We start from the raw sequence: 23,724 nt of genomic DNA, 5'->3' as shown, positions 1-23,724 counted from the left end.
CAACTTATAAGGTATTGGCTAAATATCAACTCTTGTGTGCAGGAGCACCTTAAGCAAAGGCTACATCATATAAAATAGGTCTTCTATGTTTAGAATTTCTGGAGTAAATATATTTATTTTTTAATATATATAATAAGTTTTTGAAAAGACAACAATATTAAAAAGCCTACAATTAGCAGCATATTAGTGTAATGTGTGCTGTTTTACTTATCATTATAGCAATTGATACTGGCTTTTATAGCTATTATAAAAATCAAGTACCCGCTGCAGACAGAACAGACATACTTCCAGATCTTTGGCAGTCATATTTTCGGGGTTCCGTTTTTCGGCTGTGGCGCTATGAGCTTCTGCGTTACCAAATTCACGCAATACATGCATATAACTTTGCACCCATTTAGCTATACCCAGTTTGTCTAATAAGCGGATATTATGAAGCAAACTATAACTTTGACCATATTCAGGTGATATGTCAGATAGTATAAATTCCACCATTTTACGGGAATTTACTCCCAAATCAAAGGACCTACACTCGCCTGATATGATGCGTTTCAACTCTTTAACATGATGATCCGCCACTCCCAATACTTCTATCTTATCCAGCTCCCGAAGTATCTCTGACTTTAGACCATCTATCATTGGGCCATGTGGCACACGCACATTGCTGCGGCCTAATACCATATCCATCACTTCATTCAGCTCTTCTGCCTGCTGCTCGTCTCGTACTACAAAAATAACCTTCTTCAGGTAGCGGGCGTGCATCAAAAAGTCTAATGCTTGGTTTACCAGTATAGGCACAATTTCTTTGGGGCTGATGCGCTGGTTACCGGTTCCTAGCATGGGCAAAGCAATGGTTTTGTTGCGGTAACCTTTTATCTCCAGCACAGACAGAACAGAAAACAAATTACGAATAGCTTCTTCAAACGTAAAACCCGTACCCCCTATCTCCAGACATATCAGGTTTTTGAAGTTCTTCTTGTTAAAAGGCTCTGATACCCAGGTGCCAAAGCTATCTCGTAAGTCGAGCAAAGGTTCTTTTGCCAGAGCTTCCACTTTAACACCTTGTTCGTAAAACGATTGGATAACTGAACCAGGGGTTGGAACATAACTACCCTTATAAGCTGAAATAGCAATTAGATCTACATCAAAACCTAATTTGGTAATGTCGGCGGCATGTAGTTCAAATTCGCTGTAGCCGGATTTTGTCTTTATTTCTATGAAGTTAATAAGGGGCATTAGTACTGATATTCTTACTTTCTCAATATACACTAAAACTAATCGAAATACTTACATGCTGCTTTACAATAAAATTCTCTGTCAGGTTGTATAGCTTTCAATATGGAGGCGCAGTTAGTATATTATAGGCTATATATTTTAACGTAAGTCTCAAATGAACATCACCTACCTCCAAAGCATACAAACAAGCTTTACACCCGATTACATCCTGAAGAAATTTGAAGCTAAGATGCCAGCAAGGGATGAGTATGACCGCACTCATTTAAGGCCATCTATTACCCTGTATTACCCAAGAGAAATTGAAGGCTACACTTATGCAGATTACTTAACTGATGTAGAGCAATTCTATCTAAGAGCCGGACATGAGTTTAGTGAAGAGCTGGCGCAGGTTTATACTTTTCTTTTCCTGAGCATTTATAAAGTAACTGGCAAGGCACGCACAGCCATCGATAAGTTAGAAAAATGCTTTACTAAGGCTAATTTACAAATGGTGTTTCCGATGAAAGTAAATTATGGCGAAGAGAAGTATCTGAAGCTGGAGCGTTTTCTATTCGGAAAATTTAAGGTGCAGGATGTAAAGAAGATTACAAAGCGTAACATACCTACCACCGATTACTGGGAACGCTACATCAGGTACAACAAGCTAAATGAACTGGTGATGGAAGACTTTCTGGCTATACAACGCGATAAACAGGAAGTAAAGGTGTTTAACCTATTAGAGCTGTATAAATACTTGCCGGATGGATATCGTGATTTTGTATTTGATGTATACTTTGAAGCGCTAAGCGAACTGAAGTGGAAGCACTTTTGGGATGAGTTTAGCCAGGATTTGGCAGACGCTGTGGCATTTGGTATGGCCTTCTATGACAAGCGCATATTTTATGAAATGGGTTTAGGTGAAGGTACACAGTTTACCATGTATACGCATATAGCAGGCAACGCACAACAAGGTTGGATGATACCAATCAGAACAGCTGGTCATCAGATACATTACGGTTGGCGCCATAGCATTGAGCATGTAAACCAGGCTGTAGAAGCTTACCAGGGAATGAAGCAAAAGGGAGAGAGCGAATTTTTGCACCTGCACGATGTGCTGATATCTTTTGCTACCACGGCCGCCATACATTTGCAAGATGATCGGATTTCTGATGCCTTTATAAACCTGACGGCTGGCCTAGATGCGGTGCTTAATTCAGATACAGAAGAAGCACGGTCTAACACATTGAAGAATCGTATGGCTATACTTACCTTTAAGCGCTTAGGAGTAGACATTAAACACCATTACTTTACCATGTCAGAAATGTACAAGCTGCGGAGCGAATTTGTGCATGCTGGCAAGGCTATTGAACGCGAGAAGGTAACAGAGTTATTTAAAGTGGTTGACCAGGTTAATGTTGCCTTACAGCAAATGCACCACTTGCAGCTTGAAGGAGAAGACTTTACTAAGAAATGCTGGTATGCTGATATGGATAGCCTGATAAATGATGCTCATAGGCGAGTACCTTTGGATTCTAAGCGGCTTGAAGAAATTGGTACTTTGACTATTACAATTTAATTAAAGTAAATTGGGCATCCGAATGCTAATTTCAGATGCCCAATTTTCAAATTAATGACTCATAAGTGATTATTTGCAAAATTAATCTGGAAGCCCTTAATCTACTTCTTCCTCCTCTAACTCCTCATCCAATACATCTACTAATTCTTCATCAAATTCTTCATCTGCTGTAATGGCTGCGGATACAGTAATACCGTACAGATTGTTCACCATTTCATCTATCTCACGCTCAATCGGTTTAAGTAAATCATTTGCATCTCTTCTTTCCAACTTACCTCCAAAATATTGCTTTTTAATTTCTAGACACTCATTAAACTTATCTCTGAAAGCAGCTAACTGTTGATCAGTTGGTATTTTAATAGGCAGTTTACGAATGTCGTTCATCTGAATTTTAACTGTGTTGTTATAAAATTCACGAACTAACTTAAAGCTTAAAAAGGAATTGAGGACGAGAACGATGTACTCGTCACCTAAGCCTGATTCTTCAAACAATGACATTGAAGAAACATCATGAACAGTTTTAGATTTTAGCCTGCATTTGATATACGAGCTATTTGGGTTAAGACTTTCATTCCAACAAAAACCATTTCTGAAGTAAAACTGCGGGTTTCTTACAACAGGCATGCCCGTACCTTTTTTGCCAGAGTTTCTAGCTAAATATGATACTGTGTCTTGTCCCCAATCAACTAAAAATGGTGTCTCAAGGTACCAACGATTACCTTCTCTATCTCCTTTATCGTATGGCACCCAACTTTTGATGTTTTTTATGCCACGAGACTTTTGCTCATCTGTTAAACTACTTAAGTCAAATTCAAACTCAGGGGGAATTATTCTGTAAATAAATCCTTTGCCAAAAACTCGCAGCCCATAAGCTTCTTTAATTTCATCGAAAATTTGCCAAATTTTAGTTTCTGATAATCCTTTAAGTACTTCTTCTAGATCTTGTCTTGAACTGACGTTTTTTAGTATCTTCCATTCTTCAGTAATAGAAGGATTTTTTTCTATAACTTCAAATAACTTATTGACTCTTGCTTCGCGACTCCTGTCCGCGAAACGAGATGTTGATTTATAACCAATGAATCGACTATTATCTCCAGTTTGTAGACCAACTCCACCATCAGTAATCAATCCAAGTATAGTAAAATCTCCTACATTTAATTTGTCAGTATATGCTTTTATGCTTGTGCGATTTTTCTTGATTTTCTTTGAGTCCTCAATTTTACTCCACCAGGTATCAAAAACAGGGCGAGCTGGCTTTATTATTTTCTCTAGTATCTGGCAATTGTATGGAGTAGGCGAGAAGATAGCAAAATTAATAGCCTTACGATATGGCTCTAATAATAGTCTGAATTTAAGTAGAGGAGAGTATTCATCCTTAAACACCTGTATACTATCACAAGTATGAGATAGAACCCATAAAGGTTCTTTATATCCTAATGTACTAAAGGTATAACTTAACACACGCTCCCAACCTGCGATATTGTCTCTAGTACTCTTTATTTGCTGCCATTCCTCTTCAGATATTTCAAATGAAGTTGCATTTGGCTTTCTTAAGTCAACATAAGTGACCATAGCATCTTCTGGAGCCTGTTCTTTCTTTATAGTGAATATGGCTGTATCTACCAAAGCAGAGAAAGCTTTCGGAGTATTGATGATCTCAGTTACCCTGCATTCAGTTTCTTTCATGAATAAACCTTCACCTTCCTTAGGGACTTTAGGAATACCTAAGAATTCAAGCCGAAGGTTCTTTTTAGTCTGCAGTGTAAGGAAAGTATCAGATGTTATATAGCTCAGTAACCCTCCCTTCTTCAATAATTCTAAACCGCGTATTGTAAAGTGATTGTACAAATCATCACAATAACCATATTCTTGTGTCAGTTTTGCAGTAAGCCCCATCTTGCTTATCTGCTTAGTGTTTACATAAGGTGGATTACCGATAACTACATCAAATCCAGGATTAGGTTTACTAATGTTAAAGATGCCAGGAAAAACTACTCTCTCAATGAAATAATCTTTTATCGTATCTCTGAAGATTTCTAACTCACCGAGTTCTTTAGCTAAGGTTTCCTTTTTCTTTATTAGCTTATCAATTTCTCTGGATGATGCACCACTTGAAGTAAGTTTGTTGATTCCTGTTAAAGTAGCGTTAAACTCTTTAGTGACAGCCTCAGTTTTGCTGTCTACTATTTTCTCTAGCAATGAGATTATTTTTTCTTTGATCTCCTCTTTATTACCATGCTGACTAGATTTCGCGATGAAATACTCATTCTCAAGATTAACAAGTGTTTCAAGTAGCTGATCATTATCAACCGAATCTATTAACTGGTTAAGGTTTTGATCTTGGTAATATCTTAACAAAGAGTTCTTTTTATAAAATTTAAACTCTAAGTTAGGAAGTGGTTTTAGGTTATAATTAGGTTTAGTACGATCAACCTTTTGCTCTACGATCAGAGAAAGCCAGCAACGAAGTTTTGTTATTTCTACAGCATACTCTAGAATATCAATTCCAAATAAACAGCTGCGTAATAAACCAAGCTTCTTTACGTAGCGAATTTGACCATCAGCAATAAAATCAGAAATATGTTCTTTGAATTCCTGATCATTTGATTTTAGCATTTCTGCTGTCCAAAGATTTCCTCTTGGGTCAATAGCTTCTAAAACCTGCATCATTTCTTCTAACATACCCATCGGGAATGCACCAGAACCACAAGCAGGATCGAGAATTGTAGTGTTTAATAACTTATTGACAATCTGTTTGCCATTTTCAGGCTTCACTTCAATATCAAGATGTTTTAAAAGGGTGCTGCGGCACATGTAAGACACTACAGGTCTAGGAGTATAAAATGCTCCTGTATTTCTACGGGCAGCTTCTTTCGTATCATCGCTCTGTTCAGCTAGTAAGTTTTCAAAAATTCTTCCTAGCATTTCTGGGTCCACGGCAATTTCTTCCTCTAAAGGAGTATTTTCCGCAATGGTAAACTTATATTTAGACAATATGCTATTTAAGCCCTTATCAGTATCTAGAAATAAATGATCAGGTACAGAGAATGCGTTGTTTATTTTATTGCCCTCACAGAAATCATTCTTATGAATATCAAACAAACCTCCGTTCAGGAAAGGAGCATAAAAAATTAGCTGTTTGATTTCTTCAATTTGTGAATAATCTCCAGCGAAAACATCAAATATTGTAGTATCTCTTTCTTGCTGTTCGCAGTTTAAAGCATTGAAGAATAAGTTTTGAAGTATAAATTTATAATAGGCAGTACCTTTTGCTTTCGGTTTGATAAGATTGTTTAAGTCACCATTATTGAATTTAGGTAGAAGCAACTCCTCTTTGACTACACCAAGCTCTTTAAGGAACCAAATAAAAATCAGTCGGGCTATTAACCTTACTGTAAAATCTTTGTGTTTCTCAGAGCCAGGCTTCTCACTTGGTATTTTAATGTCTCTTATTGCTGTATTGAACCAGGAAATTATTTCTTGATAAAATGCCTTATTAAGAACACTAATTGAGAATACAGACTGCCAGTAGAAGTATAATTGAGAAAAAGTATTGACAGCATTACTGCCAGAAGTCTCAATTTTCAACTGATTTATAATTGCAATATGCCCCCTATGTGGGTTTAGAACATTAATGTCCTTTAACAAAGATACTTTACCAATCTTTTCTCCTTCACGGTAATCTCTGTTTCCTCGTCTAACTCTTTCACTATTAGCTAAGGCAACATATTCACCATACTTAAATACTATAGTTACAGGAGTGTATGGAAATGAACTGTTAAATACTCTTGTAATTTCAGCTAGTTGAGAGCGAGTAGGTGAGCTATTTTGATTGTTTAGAGTAATACCTAAAATCAAAATGCCATCATAATCAGCATTCTTAACATCGTCGACTGATGGTGCAGAGATTTTACCTGTAAATATTGCATCATCTACTAGACCCAACACATATACATCATCAATTAATTGATGAGCTGGATTTGCCTCGCTGTATTTATTGCCTAGTATTGATTCAGCATCAGTAGGAGCCTCTGCAATGTAATTTATTGGTACATTTAGCCCTTTGAAAAACTCTCGGAGAGCTTGTAAGTAATTAGGTTGCTTAAATATTTCTACCATTTTATTTTTATTTAGCTAACAACAAACCATGTAATGAGATCGAAGTTTTCCCTTGTGAACTTTTGAGTAATGCCTCCGTCTTTTTTTACTTCTAGAATTACTTCTCTCTTACCAGCTTTCAATTTATCTAATACATCTAACCCAGCGCTTCCCATTTTTTCCTTAACAGTACCATCAGCCTGTAGCTCTTCTTCAATTAATTGCTTCTTTAACCAAATGTCTAATGCGTTCGAAAGATTGAGTATGCTATTAGGTTCTCCAGAGTCGATTGACTTGTCTACCAATCTTGGTAATTCTTTATGTTTAGCGAGTGCATCTAGAACTTCCCTTTGATTAAGAACTACAGGTTTACCTTCATAATTTATGTAAATTAACTCATAGCCCCTATAAACAAAGTCTACAGCTTTAGCGGGCTTAGTAGGATAACCTAATAGAGCTATAATGCCATCTTCAGGACATATTTCTCTTGCTCCTTTGAAGCCAGTATAAATACCCTTAGGCATGCTTTGATAGTAATCTTTCGTTTTGTTAATTTCTTCTAACAAATCTTGTCTAAAACTCTCCAATGATAAATTGTCAAAGCCTAAACTTTTATCACTTACTTCTATCTCATCCCATGAAATCTGCATCTGCTCAAGCATCTTAGCTTTTTGCTTTTCCTCTAGCGCCTCATCCTGGGCTATCTGCTGGAATCTTTCGGTAAAATCTTTAGGCATTTCAGAACCAGCAATTGTCATGGCTGCCATCTTTTGCTCTATCCTGATCTGTAGATTTAGGTAGGAGTTTATGTTATCTGAAGGCCAAAAATTTATACCATAAATTTTGTCATTAGGAGATCCTAAACGATCGATACGGCCCATGCGCTGTATTACTCTTACAGGATTCCAATGTATATCATAATTCACGACTAGATCACAATCTTGTAAGTTTTGCCCTTCACTTAAGGTATCAGTTGCTATAAGAATATCAATTGGGTTCATTACCTTTTCCCAAGTTTGGGGATGTGTCTTTGTAACCCAAGTTTGCCATTCTTTATACTGTTCGCCCAGGCTTAATTTATCATCCGAAGGTTGAAATAGCCACTCCTTTTCACGGAACAGCTTCGTATAGGGAGCAAACCTCTCTAGTAATGGCTCGAAGTTTCGTGTTTCCCCCTCTCTATCTGATACTTTAGATGCATCTCCACTAACTACAGCTAATCTGTCAAAACCTCTCTTTTTAAGCTGATCGTATAAATAAAATGCTGTGTCTTTATAAACAGTAAAAATTAATATTTTGCTGTTATTAGAGCTGTATTTACCTTTTCTCTTATTATCAATAATTTTAATCAGAGCAGCTAACTTGTCATCTTTGCTAGTGTAATTTCTAGAAGACTGTGTTTCTTTAGTTATATTTCTTTCAAACCTTGTTAGGTTATTTTGTAAGAGCTCTAGCGACTCTATATCCTCTTTTAAATCTTTTTTGAATTCTTCAAGATTACCTGAAGCATCAATCTCAGCTAAAGTAATTTTTCGCTTTTTACCAAGAGTTAGTTCCTCTTCATATGGAAGAGAATCTTCTTCATCAAATAAGCTGAATTGGGTATTTCCAACTTCTTCATTCTCTTTTTTGCTTTGATAGGTGTTTATTTTATCCAAAGCATTTTGGTGATGATCTAAAATCTTATTAACTGTTGATTGGAACGAACACCAGGAAGATTCGAGTCTCTTGACCATTAAAATGTACATCATTTTAACTAAGAAGAAGTCCCTTTGCTGTTCATCAAAAAGCTTGTCTACATCTTCAGGTTGCTTAATATATCTAGAAGGCTGATATGCAGACAGCTTATCAGGGAAGTGGTTAAATAATTCTTCAAAGGTCTCAAAGTTGCCTATTCTTTTAGGTGTAATAAATAGGTTCTCCGGTCTCGTTTTTTTAGGGAAGTACAATCCATCTTGCTGATCTTTAACCATGGCTCTGGTTCTGGCAACTGTTAAAGAATCTGTAAGCTTAAAGAAGTTGGGATGTATCCTTTTAACAAAGTCACCTATCCTAGGGTTTGGTTCGTTCGTCCACTCATTGAAGGCAGCTTGTGCTGCTCTAAATGTACCGTCAATGCTTTTTATATCTAATGATTTTTCAAATCCATCAGATTTGCCAGAAACGATAAGCTTAAACTGATTTCTAATGTCAAGTAAGCTGTTATTGATCGGTGTAGCAGAAAGCATAAGGACTTTTGCATCCTCATTTTGAGCTAATATACTTTCTAATAAAAAGCTGTATCTACTAGATTTGTCGTTTCTTAAGTTGTGGCTCTCGTCAATCACAAATAATCTCGGCTTTGATTTAGGATTATTGAATAGCTTATCATCTCTGTCAGTATACCTAATCATTAAGCCTTCAGTCAAGTCAGTATGGTAGCGTATGAAAAACTCCAACTGATCCCTTTCAAAGCGAGAATTTTGATGACGTAAGTATTTGTGCCAATTACTATGAAGCTTCTTAGGGCATAACAGTATAACTTCTCTACCTTGTAGTTGGTAAAATTTCATAACAGCTAACGCGCTCCACGTTTTACCTAAACCTACTGCATCTGCCAGAATTGCCCCATTGTAATTCTGGAGCATTTTTATCAGACTGAGTACTCCTTTTTGTTGGAATTCATACAGAGAATTGTAAATGATAGTATTTTCTAACCTACCAAGCTGTTTATTCCACTCTGGGTTATCTGTTCCTGCTAAAACATCTTGGCCAAAAAGCTCAAATAAAACTTTGTAATAAAGTTGCTTTGGAGTGTATTCAATGAATATTTTTTGAATTTGTTCAATCAGATACTCTTTAAAATCTGTCTTTGTCTTTTTTCCTTCACTATCAATAATCGTTTTTTTTGTATGTGCTTCAGGTTTGGTCCACAATTTATTGAACCACTCAACTAGTTGATCGTATTGATTGTCTGCACCAAAGTTCCCAATGTTCAGTTCAATATTATTAGTAACTTTTAATCCAATGCCGGCTTCGGTAAGATTTGAGCTTCCCGAGACATAGTAGTCTTTCTGTGCGTCATTATCCTTACTGCTGTGCAGGTAAACTTTTGCATGACAGAAATTTGGCTCCAAAGTCTTAGCTTCTACTTTATCTAGCTTAAGAAATTTAACAGCCTCTTTGGCTAAACTATTTAATTTTAAAGAAGCGTCAATACTAATATTTTCATTTAAAAGGTCTAAGGTTCTGTCTTTGCTAGCGTCAAAATTTACTATGTCGCCAAGTATAAATTTGTATTGATCAATTTTGGCATTAGTTTCTTTAGATAAATATGCTAAAGCACCAACCGTAAAATACCCAGTAACAATAGACATACTGCCTTCTGTGGTATATTTAGTAATCCACTCGTGTACTTTGGGATTTTTATTTTCGTTATCTAGAATCATGAAAGTTTAAAAGAGAAGTCGTATCAATCTACTTTCCCATCTATAGTTGAGAAAGTTTATATGGAATATAAGACTTGCTAATGAGAGTATAATTTATCTTATCTTATAAAGATGAATCTGCTAAATAGTCTTCAGCAGCCATACCAGGTGGTAGATCTGTAAATCGATAGTCAGAATATTGAATTTCCTGATTAAAATCATCCTTTAAAACTTGAGAGACTTGGACATAGACTGACCTTACGAAATGCTTTATAGCCAATTCTCTGGACGGGCTCCTATCGATCAAATTCTTAATAGTGATTTTCCCTTGGTAATATTCATGCAGAAGCTCTTTGTTAGTTGCATAATATACCTTGCCAGAACCATCCTTCAAATGTGAGCTTAGGTATAAATTGTGATTGTATTCGTGAAGTGAAAGTATAGGACCTTCTGAGTTGATTAGCGCTTTCCCTCTTCCTAAGCGAATAGGATTGATTTCCAAATTGTCTAAATAATGGGTATGCCTTTTTTTGCGTCCTTCAACTACAAGCCTCCCATTGCTAAAGATGTACCTAAAGCTATCGAAGAGCATTATTAGATTAGCCTTCCCATCAGAGCCTCCTACTAGTATAGCATTTAGCCCAAACTCCTGACCAAGCGCTATTGCTTCCTCTCTGTTTATGTCAGCTACGAAATAACTTTCTTCCGGCGTCCAGCAGCCATCCCGGCCACGCTCTTCACCTTTCCACTTTTTACAACCTTCTAATTTAGGAAGCATTAGTTGCTGTTGTTCTGTGTTGTATGTAATGGGCATTGATACAGAGTAGGGGTTCCAAGCGGTTATGAAAGCCCACTTTTCAATTCGATTAGCTTCTAAGAAGAAAGTGAAGGCTACGTTTTCATCATCAAATCTGATTGTATACTCTTGATTATTTACAGTAAAGCAGTAGTCAGTAATGTGGTAAGCTTCCATGAGTTCAGAAGCAGGCATAAAAGTTTGTCTTGTATTGCAATATATGAATTAGTAGATTCTTCTGAATAAATAATCTTTAGGATCCTTTGTCTTAACATAGCTATCAAAGTCCATATAGGCATAGCAGTCTCTCATTATCTTTCAATTAATAGTTTCTCTGTTACCTCCCACAAATCCCAGCATACCCGCAATACTCACAGCCTGTAGTATCCTTACGCTGATCCAAAGCACCATCTGCAGACAATACTTCTCCCAACAGGTTTTTAAGTTGCTGCTCTATTTCTTCTGATTGCGCCTCTGTCAAAGAGAGAAGCTTATCATCTCCCTCACTCAGTTTCGCATCAAACCCCTTGCTATAAAGCTCTTTGCTATTGTATAGCGTAGGCACCACATTTTTGCCATCGACCATTTCTTTGTTATTTTGAGCATAGAGCAAAGAGTAGAGCAGTACCTGCATAGCCGCTTTATTCCGGTCTTTTGTTTCACGGTCAAATAGCTCAGGTATGGTTTTGAAGGCGCGGGTGTCTTTGCCGGTCTTGTAGTCCAATACCCTTATTTCTCCGTTCTTCTCGTCGATCCTGTCGATGTGGCCTTTTAGGCGCATGGTTCTGGTAGTATCTCCATAAGGTACATCTATGACCATGTCATATGTCTTTTCCAGCCCCACGATACGGAAGGGAGAATAGGCCTTGTCCACTTCCAGTGCCTGTTTCACCATTTCGGCCACCATGTGCAAAGGCAAGCTATTCCGCCCCAGGAAAGGCACTACACCAGACTTTTTCTGATGAGCTGCAATAACTCTTTGTAGAAGTGGTAGCTCATCTAATTTCTGTTCTATACTTTCTTTGGTTACCTCGGCGCCTTCTCCATACTCTTCATAAAAACTCTGAAGTACCTGGTGCATGAGCAGGCCGAACACAGAGCTGTCTACATCTTCCTGTACCTCGTCAGGTTCTTTGATTCCGATAAGGTATCGGAAAGCAAATTGGGTACGGCAATGCAACCAGGTATTCAGCGCACTAGGGGAGAGGGTTATAGCTTGCTCACCGTTATCGGTATACTTTAACAGGGCAGGCAACACTTCTTCTTTTTTAAGGTCAAGTGCAGCAGTTGTGGCTAGTTTGGCGTTAAGGTGAATCTGCCGTGGTTTTACATCTGGCCAAAGTTCGTATAGTAACTGCCTTACAAAGCGGCTTAACTCACCTTGTTTACCACCCGTGCGGTTAGTGCTGTAGAACAGGTGCACCTTTTTAGCGCGTTGCAGGAGCCTGTAGAAGTGGTAGGCGTATATGGCATCATGCTCGTCAGTAGTTGGGAGGCCGTATGCGCTGCGAATAAAGTAGGGGATAAGCGATGGCTCATCAGAGGCAGCTGGCAATACGCCCTCGTTCAGACTCAGGATGTACAGGTTATCGAAATCAAGACAGCGGGTTTCCAACATGCCCATCACCTGAAGGCCCTGCAAAGGCTCTCCTGTAAACGGAATGGTAAGCTGTTGCAGCAGGTGACGCATCAGTTTTTCCAGCAGATCTGTACTTATTTCAATGTCAGCTTCTGCTGCTGTTCCCAGCATATTTTCCAGTTGGGTTCGGGTGCGGGAGATATACTCTTCTTCCAAGGTTTGCTGTGCCGTTTGTCCGCTTCGAAACTGCCTGTTAACCAGCTCCAGGACTTCCAATAAATACCTCCCTAGTCCAGTTCCGGAAGCGGAACACTGAAAGATGACCGCCAGCTGCGCGTCTTCCTGCAGTTCGGCTTTGCTCACATAGCTTTTGCTGTTCTGCTCGATCTCCTGAAGGACACGATAGGTAAGCTCCGGATTCAGGCCACGCACATAGGGGTGGCGGAGCAGGTTGGTGACCGGCTTATAATGGAACAGGGTGGCCTCCAATTTGTCGCAGGTCTTCTGGAGTTCCAGCAAAGCATCCAACATGCTGTACACAGGAGTTACCCGCAGGGGAATGCCCATGGTCACATTCACAGTAGAATCTTCGAGTGCTGCGGGCAACTGGTACAGAAAGGGGAACAGTTGACTTTCGTCCGGAAGTACCACAGCCGTGCGCGTAAGCTCCTGATCATCGGACACACCCTTTTCTGCGAAGTGCTCTTGCAGTTGCCGGCCGGCCTCGCGCGCCTGTACATGCTCCAGGGGCAGCTCGGTGAGCTGTATGTTTTCCTGCAACTTTTGGGACAGCAGGTCAGGTATCTGCTGCGGGAAAGTCGGGCCCAGTACCTCATCTTTTAGCCACCGGCGCATGTACACACCGGCTTCTTGTTCTGGTTTGAGCAGATGGACATCCACATCCCAGAAGACACGGGCTTTTCCTTTCCGGACCAACTGCTTTATGACCTTCTCTTCCACCTTGCTCAGGTCGTTAAACCCGCAGAACAGTACCGTTTTATCCTCCGGCACATCCAGGTACCGGCCTTCTTCGGCCACGCTTCTGGCGATAAGTCCGGTATACCCTACTTTTTCCTGTAGCAGCTTTTCCCGAAACGCCTTGTACAGCTGAGGCAACACTTCCCAAAAAGACAAGAACCGCTCTTTATGTCCGGATAAGGCTTTGTGCTCGTGAAAGCTGCCATAGAACTCCTGGATGACTGACTTCTGCTTGTCGCTTAGCAGGTCATCGTTTTCCAGCGCTTTGATATCCTTTAGGTGGTAAAACACCTTTTCGGCATCAGCGCAGGCTTGGTCCAGGTTGTTAAAATCCCTCAGGATGATCTCCGCCCAGGCATAGAACTGGTCGAACGTCTCATGCCCCGGCATCAGCTCTTTATAGATAGGATAGAGCTTGAAGCAGAGCAGGAGGTTGTCCGCCCGCTTCAGGTCGGAGAACTGCTCCAGGAATTCGGACATGCTGAGTACCTGCGGTGCCCATGCAGGTGTTTGCGTACCATTGGCCAGGTGCCTTAGCAGAAACAGGCCGGCTCTGCGGTTAGGGAACACAATCTGTAACTGGTGGAAACGTCCGCTATATTCCCTGTAAAGGGTGTTGGCTAGTTCTTGTAGAAAATCTATGGTCATAAAAAGGTGTCGTTAGAGGATAAATGATGTTCTAGCTACAGGTTATTTAGGCAGGGGTGGCTTCCAATTCTACTTTCACCACAGGGCTTTCATCGTTGATATAGAGCAGGTATGCTTCCGCTTCCAGGCCCATTTGCTCCAGCTGGCGCATGTAGCGCCTTAGCTGTGCATGATGTGAACTATGGCGACCTCCGGTCTTATAATCTATCACCACCGCTTTTTCCCCTTTTAGCAGGATCCTGTCCGGACGGTGAATTTCGCCGCCTGCACCCAGGATTGGCTGCTCGTTGAGTACCTGCCACTCGGCGCTGAACCAGGAGGCTACCTGTGGGTCCTGCAGCAAAGCGTCCATTTTCTCTTTGAGAACTTCCGCATCTTTCTGTGTGATCTCTGACGCCAGCTGCATACTTTCCAGTACTGCCGGCAACGCATCCAGGTACTTTACCTTCGCCAGTACATCATGCACCAGGGTGCCATAGTCTATGCTTTGCTCGATGTGCTCATTGGCCTCCATGTAAACAGGTTTGGCATGGCGACGCAGGCGCAGCACATGTTCCCAGTGTTTGAGTGGCGTGTGGTAAGGCTTTTCTTCCTGGGCTGCCGCTGCTTTCTGCTCAGTCTTTGGTGTAAGCCCGCCAAATACAGCCTGGGTGTACAGGAACTCCTGCTCGCCCGTAGAGCAGCTTAGCCCTTCCAGGGGGGCATGCATAGCTTGGAGGCACTCTTTGATCACCCAGCCAACATGACGGCTTTCGCTCTTGTCCTTCAGGTCCTGGGCTGTAAGGAGCAGGGCATCTTCTGCACGGGTGAGGGCCACGTATAACAGGTTTAGGTTGTCAAGGTAAGCCTGTAGTTTTTCCTGTAGGTGCTCAAAGCTGAAATAGGTAGAAGCCAGCTCATTCTTATAGGTGATAGGCACGCCGGCGAGCGGCAAGCCATAGAAAAGACTGCTATGCGCCGCAGGAACACCTTCCGGCTTACAGTCGGCCCAGATGATGTTCGTCTTGCCCTGTGTGTCCACATCCAGGTTCCAGTTGCAGTAGGGGATGATGACAACCGGGTACTGCAGCCCCTTGCTTTTGTGGACGGTCAGGATGCGGATTGCATTCGGCGCCTGATCCCGTTTTAGGCTTTGTCTAGTGCCTTCCTCCTGCCACCAGTCCAGGAAGCCGCCCAGGTCACCGTTTTCCTCGTGGCTGTAACGGTGCACTTCGTTCAGGAAGGCCTCCAGGTAATGCTCCTCCTCCTGCAACTGGTCGAGCCCGAAGATGCGGGTCAGGCGGCTGCACAGGTCATAGAGCGCCATGCGGCTCAGGCTCACGTGCTCCTGTATGAACTCATTGGGCAGGAGGCCAGCCATGTCATTTATACTCGCTGTAGCTGCTTTTTTCAGCGTAGCTGCATCGGGGCAATTAACATTACGAATAGCGGCATATAACTTAACAGCGGCAGCAACAGCGGGTTTGTTTCGGATGTTGTGCAGCAAATGCATCAGGTTGACCAGCAGCTGCACCGAATGCGCAGCATTTAGCCGCAGTGCTTCTTCGCTTAAAACGTCCAGCCCGTGTGCGGCCAGGTAAGCGGCCAGTTCCCTCGCTTCTCCGTTGCTCCGCACAAGTAGTGCGATATCCTGGAGGGTATAGCCTGCACGACAGGTTTTATGGATATTTTTAATCAGCAGCTCTTTTGCCTGGTCTTTGAAAGAGAGCCCCAGGGCGTCCCTCCCTCTGCTCTGGTCCAGCACCAGTTGGACCTGCACAAAGCCGCTTTTGTCTCCCGAAGCCGTCTTCTCATGCGGGAACAGCTGTTCACTTCCTTCATAAACTGCCTCTATGTTACATAGCAGATCCTGTATAATGTTGCTCCTGTTGCCTGAAAAAGACTTGCCTCTTGCCGCTTTTCCAGCTTCCTCAGCCACCACTTCTGCAGCATGGGTAAATAGGCAGTTGTTGAAGTCGATCACTTCTTTGCAGCTTCGCCAGTTATGCTGTAGCTGTGCCTGGGAGGCATTAGGCAGTTGCTGCCCTACATCCTGTAGCATCAGGCGTAGGTCGCCGCCGCGCCAGCGGTAAATGCTCTGCTTGGGGTCCCCAACAATTAGATTCTTGTTGCCGGAGGCGATGCTGTTATCTAGCAGCGGCCGGAAGTTGTTCCAGTGCATGCGGCTGGTGTCCTGAAACTCATCAATGAGAAAATGGTTGTAGCGGTTACCGGTTTTCTCATACACAAAAGGGGCATCGTCTTCTCCGATGATCTTGTTGAGCAGTTCCGCCACATCTGAAATGAGCAACAGGTTGTTTTCCGCTCGGTATTTCTCCAGTAACTGTAAGTACTCCCCTAACAGGGCACAGGTAGTGAAATGCTCGAGTACGGCGCAGGCTGAGCTGTATTCTTCATAGGTGGTGTCATATAAACCAACAGCCTTCTCCAGGTACTCATCCAGGCACTGGGCTGCCACTGCATCGATAAGCGCTTTGGTCCCTTTGTTAAGGCTCTTGGAGTACCAACCCTTTTCTTTGGATACAACTTCCCGTACCCTTGCTCCGGGTGCATATGCATCTCCTGAGGCTATTTTATTGAAATAACCGGCCACACCGGACTTGCCATAGCTAAAGTCTGTTATGGAAAGGCCGGCGTTGTTAATTGCTTCCAGGGCTTCCTCTCCAAAAGACCTCATGGCATTTTCAAAGTTCCGCTTGATCGTACTTAGGTTGTCCAGGAAGTTCTGTGAAACAGTTCTGTCGCTTGACAGGTGTTTCAAGCCCTCCGACTGCGCCACAAAACCCTCTTTCACGACTTCTCCGATGAGCTTGTGCAGGTTTTTGCGGATGTCCCAGGACTTTCCCTGGCTGATCTGCTCAGCTGAGAACCGTATAAGCCAGTTCCGCAGGAAGGCATCATCCTCCGCCTTGTCCATCAGCTGGTCTGTCAGCTCTTCCAGCACCCTGGCAGTATTTAGTTCGATTGTATAACCAGCCGGTAATTCTGTTTCGCGCGCAAAAGAGCGAAGCACTTTCTGAAAAAAGCTGTCGATGGTGCTCACGCTAAAATGGCTGTAATTGTGCAGGATACTTACCAGAGCACTGTGCGCGCGTTTCTGCAGTTCATCAGGTGTAACAGGTATGAGCTCCAACAAGGCTTTGCCCATGCCTTTGTGTGTTTCGGCGGAAGCGATCTTCTCCAGTTCTTTCAGGATGCGGGCCTTCATTTCCTGGGTAGCTTTATTGGTGAAGGTTACGGCGAGTATACTTCTGAAATAGGAAGGCGTGTCCTGTTGCAGGAGCAGTTGCAGGTAGTTCATGGTCAGGGCATAGGTCTTGCCGCTGCCAGCCGAAGCACGGAGGATGGTTAAGCTCATCAGACAGGTTTTAAGATCAAGTTTGTTTTCTATTGAATTATAAATATAAATACTATATAAAGCAATATCTATATTAAATAATCCAATAGCCATTTCAGCTTAGATCATGCCTGAACTGAGATCAGCGCAGCCTTAGATCTGCCTTATCAACTAAATTCGCATGAGTTATATTGATTCACTGTAGTTTGTCGTGTGCCTTTGTTTTGTTTTACCAGCGTAAGGTCCAGGTGCAAAGCTTTTATGATTTCAAAAAAGGTGTCATATTCTGCTTATGAGTGTCAGAGTATGACCGGTTATAAAAAGAAGCTACTGTTGTAACAAACAGCCTTCTTGGGGCAGCTCTTAAATTTTAAGAGATCAGACGAAAGCGGTTACAGAACAGAGCACCTTGGCCACCGTCCGTCATCATCTGAAAGCAACTCTTCTTTTGCTGGAAGTGACATCAGATTATGTATAGGCGCGGGAATTATTCCCGTTCCGCATTATAAAAGCGCATCTGTGATGCGCGAATGAAAGCCTAAGGTCTAAATAATTTGAGGTAATAGGAGTAACGGAGTTCTATTGTGGCAGGAGTTTTTGTTCGGCTTCAGCATTATAGGAGTTTAACGACTCCGCATAACTCGTTCTCATACTCTCCTTTAAATGCTCCGGCTCTAGTACCACTAGCTCACTGCCAAAGCTCATCAGCCTTGCCTTTAACTCTACATTCACGCCTATCTTCAGTTCAAAAATGCAGTTGGCATCATCTAGCAGCCTCTGAGAACTGTGCAGCGGTTTTGTTTCGATATACTTTCTGCGTGACGGGGTGATGCGGAATATAACTGTTTCTATACCTGTAGCAGGTACACTAACCCCAATGAGGTGCTTAAACTGGCTTAACAGTTCTTCTGCATGCTCAGGAGCCACTAACGCATTGTTTTGTTTAATAGCTATAATTCGATCCAAGGCAAAGTTCTGCTGAGAGTTATAGGTATGATTGTAGCCGATCAGGAACCAGCGGCCGTTGTACTCTTTCAGCAACAGCGGAAAGGTTGGGAAATCAGCCGGTGCCTCATAGCTATAAGGTTGATAGGAGAGGGTAAGTCCTTGTTGTGCTCTGGTATGACCAAGTAACCTGCTTAACCATTTCTCAGCTGCCGGGTACTCGGTCTTTTCGAACTGGATATAGGAGCGTGCATCACCCTTCTTTGTAGATAATACACGCTGCAGCTTTTCTTCCACCTGGCGCAGCGCCTCCAGCTGGCCCAGCTCGCTGAATTGCTCCAGCACGGCAAGTGAACTACGGATAGCCTCGTAATCTTCTTTCGTAAGAGGCGTATTGGTGATGGAGAAACTTCTGTCGCTGTAGAAATAGTAGCCTTCTTCACAGACAATAGGCGCTTCATAGCCAAACTTGCCGCTGCGCATGTCTTTCATGTCTTCCTGCACGCTGCGCTTGCTGATGCCTTTATATACTCCCTCGTACTCCTCAAGTGCTTCAGAACATTCGTTGATTAAATCTTCTAGAGTATATCTGCGAAATTTATTTCGGAAACAGCCATCCAGCACCTTTAAGCGAACCAGTTTATTCTTATTAGCCATATATTTTTTAATATATTTGAGAAATGCAGAAAGGCTGCATTTTAGAAGGGTACTTTTGTAGCATGAACAGCATAGCAATAATGAACTTTAGAGTATTCGAGGGCGAAGCGGCCTTTGAGTGTTCTACTCTCACTATCTTGCCTGAAGATAATTCAGGTAATCCCTCTCTGAACAAATAAGTTATTTAGCTTATTTAGTTTCTGCCATCAGGAAGATCATACTGTACCAGAATTAATGCCTCAAACAAAGTAAGGATAAAAATTTACAATTTCGTGAATTTAACAACTGAAGGCACATCAAAGGGTGGCGGAGGCGGTTCTTACGCGTAGTACGATCCACTTTCCAAAAATACCTGCGACTTGAAGTTGGTTGTGGAGGATAAGGTAGACTTCGAGCAGATCCGTAAGCGCTTGGAAAGTGACCAGGAACTGCTGGGTATCTTCAATCCGAATAACTCACGCGAGGACATTATAGATAAATTCAACGATGTGCTAGATCAGGCTCTGCTTGACTTCATTGATACGAAGCTGGACCTGTATAATAAGCTGTCGGAAGATAAAGCCAATGCTACGTTAAAACGCTTGTGGTTTAACTCGCTTTATGATGCTAGAATCAGGGGTTTAGGGAGTAGACAGTAAGTACATCAGCCATGAAATTAAAGTATGCAGACTTTGAAGAAGGTAGTCCGTACCTTGTGGAGCTAAGACATGGCTGCCTTACCCATTGCCACCAATTGATTCTACCAGGTTCTAGAATAATGTTTTAACAGATATTGTTTACCGCTCTACCAAATACATTTATGGCGATAAGAAGCTGATGATACACCATGAGCCCAGAGGTTTGCCAGGCTATTACATAAAACTGGACAAAGGCTGGGATGGAAAAGAGCAGCGTTGGTCTAGAGGAACTCCATACAGATTCATCGTTCAAAACATTACTGAGAACATAATAGGGTATATCTATCTGGAAGAAATCCAATGTTATACAAGGGATGACGATTTGGAAGAAACCGGTATAGTGCCTTACGAAAAAAGCATTTATGCTGGCTTTATGGTACAGGAAGTGAGCAAGGAAGAGTTCAGGAAACTACAAAAACAGAAGCGGGACGCAGAGAAGAAGTGAACCGCTCTCAGCTAAAAGAATCAAAATTATATCATAAGCAAAAATATGGAGATCCTCAAGTTTTATGGAATACTAGGTGGAGACGCTGTAGCAGAAGATTACAGCAATAAGAAGCTTCACATTGTTTGTGCTGCTATGAACGGCTTAACGTTTTACAATGTCTTTGCTGACAGAGCAGGATTAGGGCCAGTGGCAGACGAAATGACAAAAAAAGTCAACCAAAATAATGAAACAGGTACTTTCTGGCCTAAGGCAGCCCTTAGTATAATTCCTCTGTCAGTATATAACGACAGAAACGATGTTGGTAATAGAGAAGTCATGCGTAAGCATATCAAAGATGTTTTTCTTGCGCAGAACAAGTACGTGAAAAGTCCTAACTTACTTTTTGCCTTCGAAGCCAGAAGCGACTTTGACAATGATTTAGCTATGGAGGTTTTAGAGGAAGAGGCCGCACAGTTAGACTGCCCCCATACCCAGGCTATTTATTTTATACCAGGTTAGTTAAGAACATCTCCATCTCTGCATTCTGTGTTGAAAAAACGCTCTTCAAAAGCTTCTTGAATACGGAAGGCAATATCAGTAAAAGTATCATAAGCACGCATGACAAACTCATAGTCAGGCTTCTCAAACTTTTCAGCTTGGCTATGTACTAGCTTTTCAATTTCCTGCCGCATAAATTCAGGAAGATCCTTACTAAGCGCATGCACAAATTTATTGCGGATCTTTCTGTATAGGTCCAGCTGATCTATCTTTTCCTTATCCAGTGCTGTTTCTAAGCCGCAACTGTACTTTAAGAACAGCAAGTGTTTGTGTATGTCAGACATTTTATGGTTGAACGGTTTCAATTCAACAGTTGTGCCGCTAAGCTCTGCGCCGTATGCAGTTATCTCCTTCAGGAAATCTTCAAAAGTGCTGTACAGCAGCATAAAAAGCGACTTGTACAGGTACTCGTTAAAGTGCTCCTGGTCAGCCAGGAGGTTCTCTTTCTGAGCTAGTGTCAGTTCCCACAGCGAGTATTCTTCCTCTTGTCCGGTAAAAGGGGGCTTAAAAACGCGATCTTCGGGAGCTTCAGATTGTGCCTCATAAGCATCAAACTCATTTTGCCTGTGCCCCAGGTAAGCCTTATTAGCTAGGTGCGTATAGTTAATATACCTCCTCAGACTTAAAAAACGATATTCGAACCCGACAAAAATGCCTCTTCCTGACTGGCTAAAGTAAGGCATGTCGTTATTGTTCAGTTCATCCAGTTCTTTTTCGTCGATTTTCATAAGAAGAGTAATTATATGCTGAAGCAATATAGCTGTTTATGCTCATTCTGAATTGAACAGGGGATATGTTTTAAAAAAGTCCTAAAAAGTTTTCCTGGTGCAGAAAGGCTGCACTGGCCCTCCGTATCATTGCAGTATACTTCAATATCTACCTAAAACCTCATGGAAAACACTCCTGTATTTGTCGAATTCAAGTATGATTCCATCCCATCTTCGGTTATCCAGAAATGTAAGCAGCATTTAAATGAATACTATGTCATTGAAGAAGCTTCAGAAGAACTTACAAGGAACCTGATCTATCTGTCATGGCTTTATGCCAACGGGTATGTATTTCGGTTCGAAGATGGTATAGACTTTCCAGATCCACACTATGAGTATGAAGATCCGGATGGTGAAGGACATATACTGAATAGTGTCTGGATGCAGTACGACCTCTACGAGATCATTCCCTACTTAAAGCTAATCGACAAAAGAGCCGAGTCCTCCTATGTGTTGCCACATTTAAATTAAGAGGCATTTCAGAGGGTAAAGCTTGTATTCGCTCATGCAAAGAACCATTCTGCTACTGGCTGTAGTTGCTGCTGTTTTGGCAGCTCCAGAGCAAACTGTGCCTTAAAAGTATAAACCGATGATCCCCCTAGAAGAATTGACTGTACTTCCCGGCCGTGGTGCGGCTATCCTTTGCCACGTGACGGGTGAAGGTATGGAGCCACTGCATACACTACCCTTCAGGTTCAAGAACCGGCATGCCCTGGGTGGTAACCGCTGGCTTATCGCTTTTATCGAAGAAAAAAGCACCCCTAGGTCTGATCTCATGAAGCAGAAGCCGTCCGGAGCAGAAGCCTACCTCTACCGGGCAAAGATCGAGCAGGATGGCACGCTCACCAGGATGCCGGACATACAGCTGCCCGCTTATATCCTGAACCAGACCTTAGCTGTCAAAGACGACATTCTATACTTAGGCGGGTATGAAGTGGAACGGGAGGGCAAGAAGACCTATAGCAAGGTAAATGAAGGGGAAATGGCAGGCTATTTTGACCTGCGGCTGGATAAACCTGTATGGCACCCGCTGCCATTGCCAGTCGAGATGCAGGCGGGTAAAAGTATAGACGATGTGCTGGTGTATGACGATAAGCTGGTGCTGGTAGACAACATCATGTACCCGAAGTACCTGTTTGAGTATGATGTGAGCGAGCCTTTACAGCCGGTTTCCACGAAAACAATAGAACTGCCCAACAACGGCACTTATGAGCACATTCACCGGGGCAGCATCAACAGCCGCTGGATGGCCTTGCTCTCCAGCGGGGTAGGGCGGTCGGGCTCCAGCAGCTATGTGTCGGTGTTCAGCCTGCCCGGCTATGAGCAGGTTTTGACGGTGCATCTGCGAAACCAAGCCCGCGACTTCCTTGAACGGGACAGGTTCACCACCCTGGAGCAGGAGCTGGAACAGGCCCGAAAGACGGTAGAGTTGCACGACTTTGCCGTAGCCGGCGATACCCTGCTCATGGCCTGCGGCCACCACGGATTGGGGGTGTTCCCTCTGCAGGAGCTGCTGGAGCGCTATCAGGCCCGGTCTGAGGAGGAGACGCGGCCGAGTTGGGTGAGTAGCGGCAGGCATTACGACCTGGCAGGTATATACGATGATGCCAGGCACCTGCGAAAAGTAGAAGGCCTGGAGGAAGTGCACCGCTTGGTGCAACAGCCGGGCGGGGGCATTGTTGCCGTCAGCTTTGGCGAGACAAACCTGAAGCTGGAGTACAAGGTGCTGGAGGTGTAGCCGAATTGTCCTTCGCTAGTGCTGCGCCAAATTAAAAATTAGAAATGCTGTTTAGGGAGAACATTCTTCCTCTTCAAAGATGAGCTCTTTTAAAATCATTTTGGAGAAATTTTGGAGAAGCATCAGCTTATTTCTGTCAACCATACTTTTATGAACCACCTGTCCTTACTGCAAGAGAACCTGGAGCTGTTGCTGCAGCACACCGAAGAAGTGCTCCGGCATCCGTCCTATTACTACAGCCGCTTTTTGTACGATGAGAAACAGGCCGGAAGTCGCGACGTGACGGCCGTCACGCTTGGGCCATACCTGGAGTTCTGGTAGCAG

General features: G+C 42.5%; 15 protein-coding genes. 7 read left to right on the top strand and 8 right to left on the bottom strand.

Features of this window, described 5'->3' with window-relative positions; translation table 11 throughout:
• Nucleotides 1–213: 213 nt before the first annotated feature.
• Nucleotides 214–1,233 (bottom strand): macro domain-containing protein, encoded by a 1,020-nt coding sequence (locus BM040_RS05540; RefSeq protein ID WP_092099529.1) that lies wholly within the window; start codon nt 1,231–1,233, stop codon nt 214–216.
• Between the two features lie 154 nt (nt 1,234–1,387).
• Between BM040_RS05540 and BM040_RS05535 the strand changes: the two genes are divergently transcribed.
• The gene (locus tag BM040_RS05535; protein WP_092099528.1) at nt 1,388–2,788 is read left to right on the top strand and encodes a HEPN domain-containing protein; all 1,401 of its coding nucleotides are present in this window, start codon (nt 1,388–1,390) and stop codon (nt 2,786–2,788) included.
• Between the two features lie 96 nt (nt 2,789–2,884).
• Here the strand turns inward: BM040_RS05535 and BM040_RS05530 are convergent, their stop codons facing one another.
• The 6 genes from BM040_RS05530 to BM040_RS05505 form a co-directional block, all read right to left on the bottom strand.
• Nucleotides 2,885–6,907, bottom strand: a complete 4,023-nt coding sequence (locus BM040_RS05530) for an Eco57I restriction-modification methylase domain-containing protein (protein ID WP_092099527.1) — start codon at nt 6,905–6,907, stop codon at nt 2,885–2,887.
• Between the two features lie 11 nt (nt 6,908–6,918).
• Nucleotides 6,919–10,314, bottom strand: a complete 3,396-nt coding sequence (locus BM040_RS05525; RefSeq protein WP_092099526.1) for a helicase-related protein — start codon at nt 10,312–10,314, stop codon at nt 6,919–6,921.
• 103 nt (nt 10,315–10,417) lie between these two features.
• Nucleotides 10,418–11,284: a DUF3293 domain-containing protein gene (locus BM040_RS05520; RefSeq protein WP_092099525.1), complete on the bottom strand. Its 867-nt coding sequence runs from the start codon at nt 11,282–11,284 to the stop codon at nt 10,418–10,420.
• A gap of 142 nt (nt 11,285–11,426) precedes the next feature.
• Nucleotides 11,427–14,294, bottom strand: coding sequence for a PD-(D/E)XK nuclease family protein (locus tag BM040_RS05515; protein WP_092099524.1), 2,868 nt, complete (start codon nt 14,292–14,294; stop codon nt 11,427–11,429).
• Nucleotides 14,295–14,340: 46 nt separating this feature from the next.
• Nucleotides 14,341–17,652 (bottom strand): UvrD-helicase domain-containing protein, encoded by a 3,312-nt coding sequence (locus BM040_RS05510; RefSeq protein WP_175490988.1) that lies wholly within the window; start codon nt 17,650–17,652, stop codon nt 14,341–14,343.
• A gap of 558 nt (nt 17,653–18,210) precedes the next feature.
• A complete protein-coding gene (locus BM040_RS05505) occupies nt 18,211–19,233 on the bottom strand; it encodes a helix-turn-helix transcriptional regulator (protein WP_092099522.1) in 1,023 nt (340 codons plus the stop codon).
• 359 nt (nt 19,234–19,592) lie between these two features.
• Here BM040_RS05505 and BM040_RS05500 point away from each other — a divergent pair, with 359 nt between their 5' ends.
• The 3 genes from BM040_RS05500 (at nt 19,593) to BM040_RS05490 (ending at nt 20,856) form a co-directional block, all read left to right on the top strand.
• Nucleotides 19,593–19,871, top strand: a complete 279-nt coding sequence (locus BM040_RS05500) for a hypothetical protein (RefSeq protein WP_092099521.1) — start codon at nt 19,593–19,595, stop codon at nt 19,869–19,871.
• 178 nt (nt 19,872–20,049) lie between these two features.
• Entirely contained in the window at nt 20,050–20,355 is a 306-nt protein-coding gene (locus BM040_RS05495; protein ID WP_092099520.1) for a hypothetical protein, read from the top strand.
• Nucleotides 20,356–20,400: 45 nt separating this feature from the next.
• Nucleotides 20,401–20,856 (top strand): hypothetical protein, encoded by a 456-nt coding sequence (locus tag BM040_RS05490; RefSeq protein WP_092099519.1) that lies wholly within the window; start codon nt 20,401–20,403, stop codon nt 20,854–20,856.
• On the opposite strand, the gene BM040_RS05485 is transcribed toward BM040_RS05490, so the two are convergent.
• Nucleotides 20,853–21,623 (bottom strand): hypothetical protein, encoded by a 771-nt coding sequence (locus BM040_RS05485; RefSeq protein ID WP_092099518.1) that lies wholly within the window; start codon nt 21,621–21,623, stop codon nt 20,853–20,855. The genes BM040_RS05490 and BM040_RS05485 overlap by 4 nt on opposite strands.
• Before the next feature lie 162 nt (nt 21,624–21,785).
• Here BM040_RS05485 and BM040_RS05480 point away from each other — a divergent pair, with 162 nt between their 5' ends.
• The 3 genes from BM040_RS05480 to BM040_RS21665 all read left to right on the top strand — a co-directional run bounded on the left by BM040_RS05480 (nt 21,786) and on the right by BM040_RS21665 (nt 23,721).
• A complete protein-coding gene (locus tag BM040_RS05480; RefSeq protein WP_092099517.1) occupies nt 21,786–22,133 on the top strand; it encodes a hypothetical protein in 348 nt (115 codons plus the stop codon).
• 118 nt (nt 22,134–22,251) lie between these two features.
• The gene (locus BM040_RS05475) at nt 22,252–23,400 is read left to right on the top strand and encodes a hypothetical protein (protein WP_139217770.1); all 1,149 of its coding nucleotides are present in this window, start codon (nt 22,252–22,254) and stop codon (nt 23,398–23,400) included.
• Between the two features lie 150 nt (nt 23,401–23,550).
• Nucleotides 23,551–23,721 (top strand): hypothetical protein, encoded by a 171-nt coding sequence (locus BM040_RS21665; protein ID WP_175490987.1) that lies wholly within the window; start codon nt 23,551–23,553, stop codon nt 23,719–23,721.
• Nucleotides 23,722–23,724: the final 3 nt, after the last annotated feature.

Source organism: Pontibacter chinhatensis, from assembly GCF_900113285.1.
In the GTDB taxonomy this organism is placed as follows: Bacteria; Bacteroidota; Bacteroidia; order Cytophagales; family Hymenobacteraceae; genus Pontibacter; species Pontibacter chinhatensis.
The sequence above is the reverse complement of the archived record's forward strand: the minus strand, read 5'-3'. Positions and strand labels throughout refer to the sequence as shown.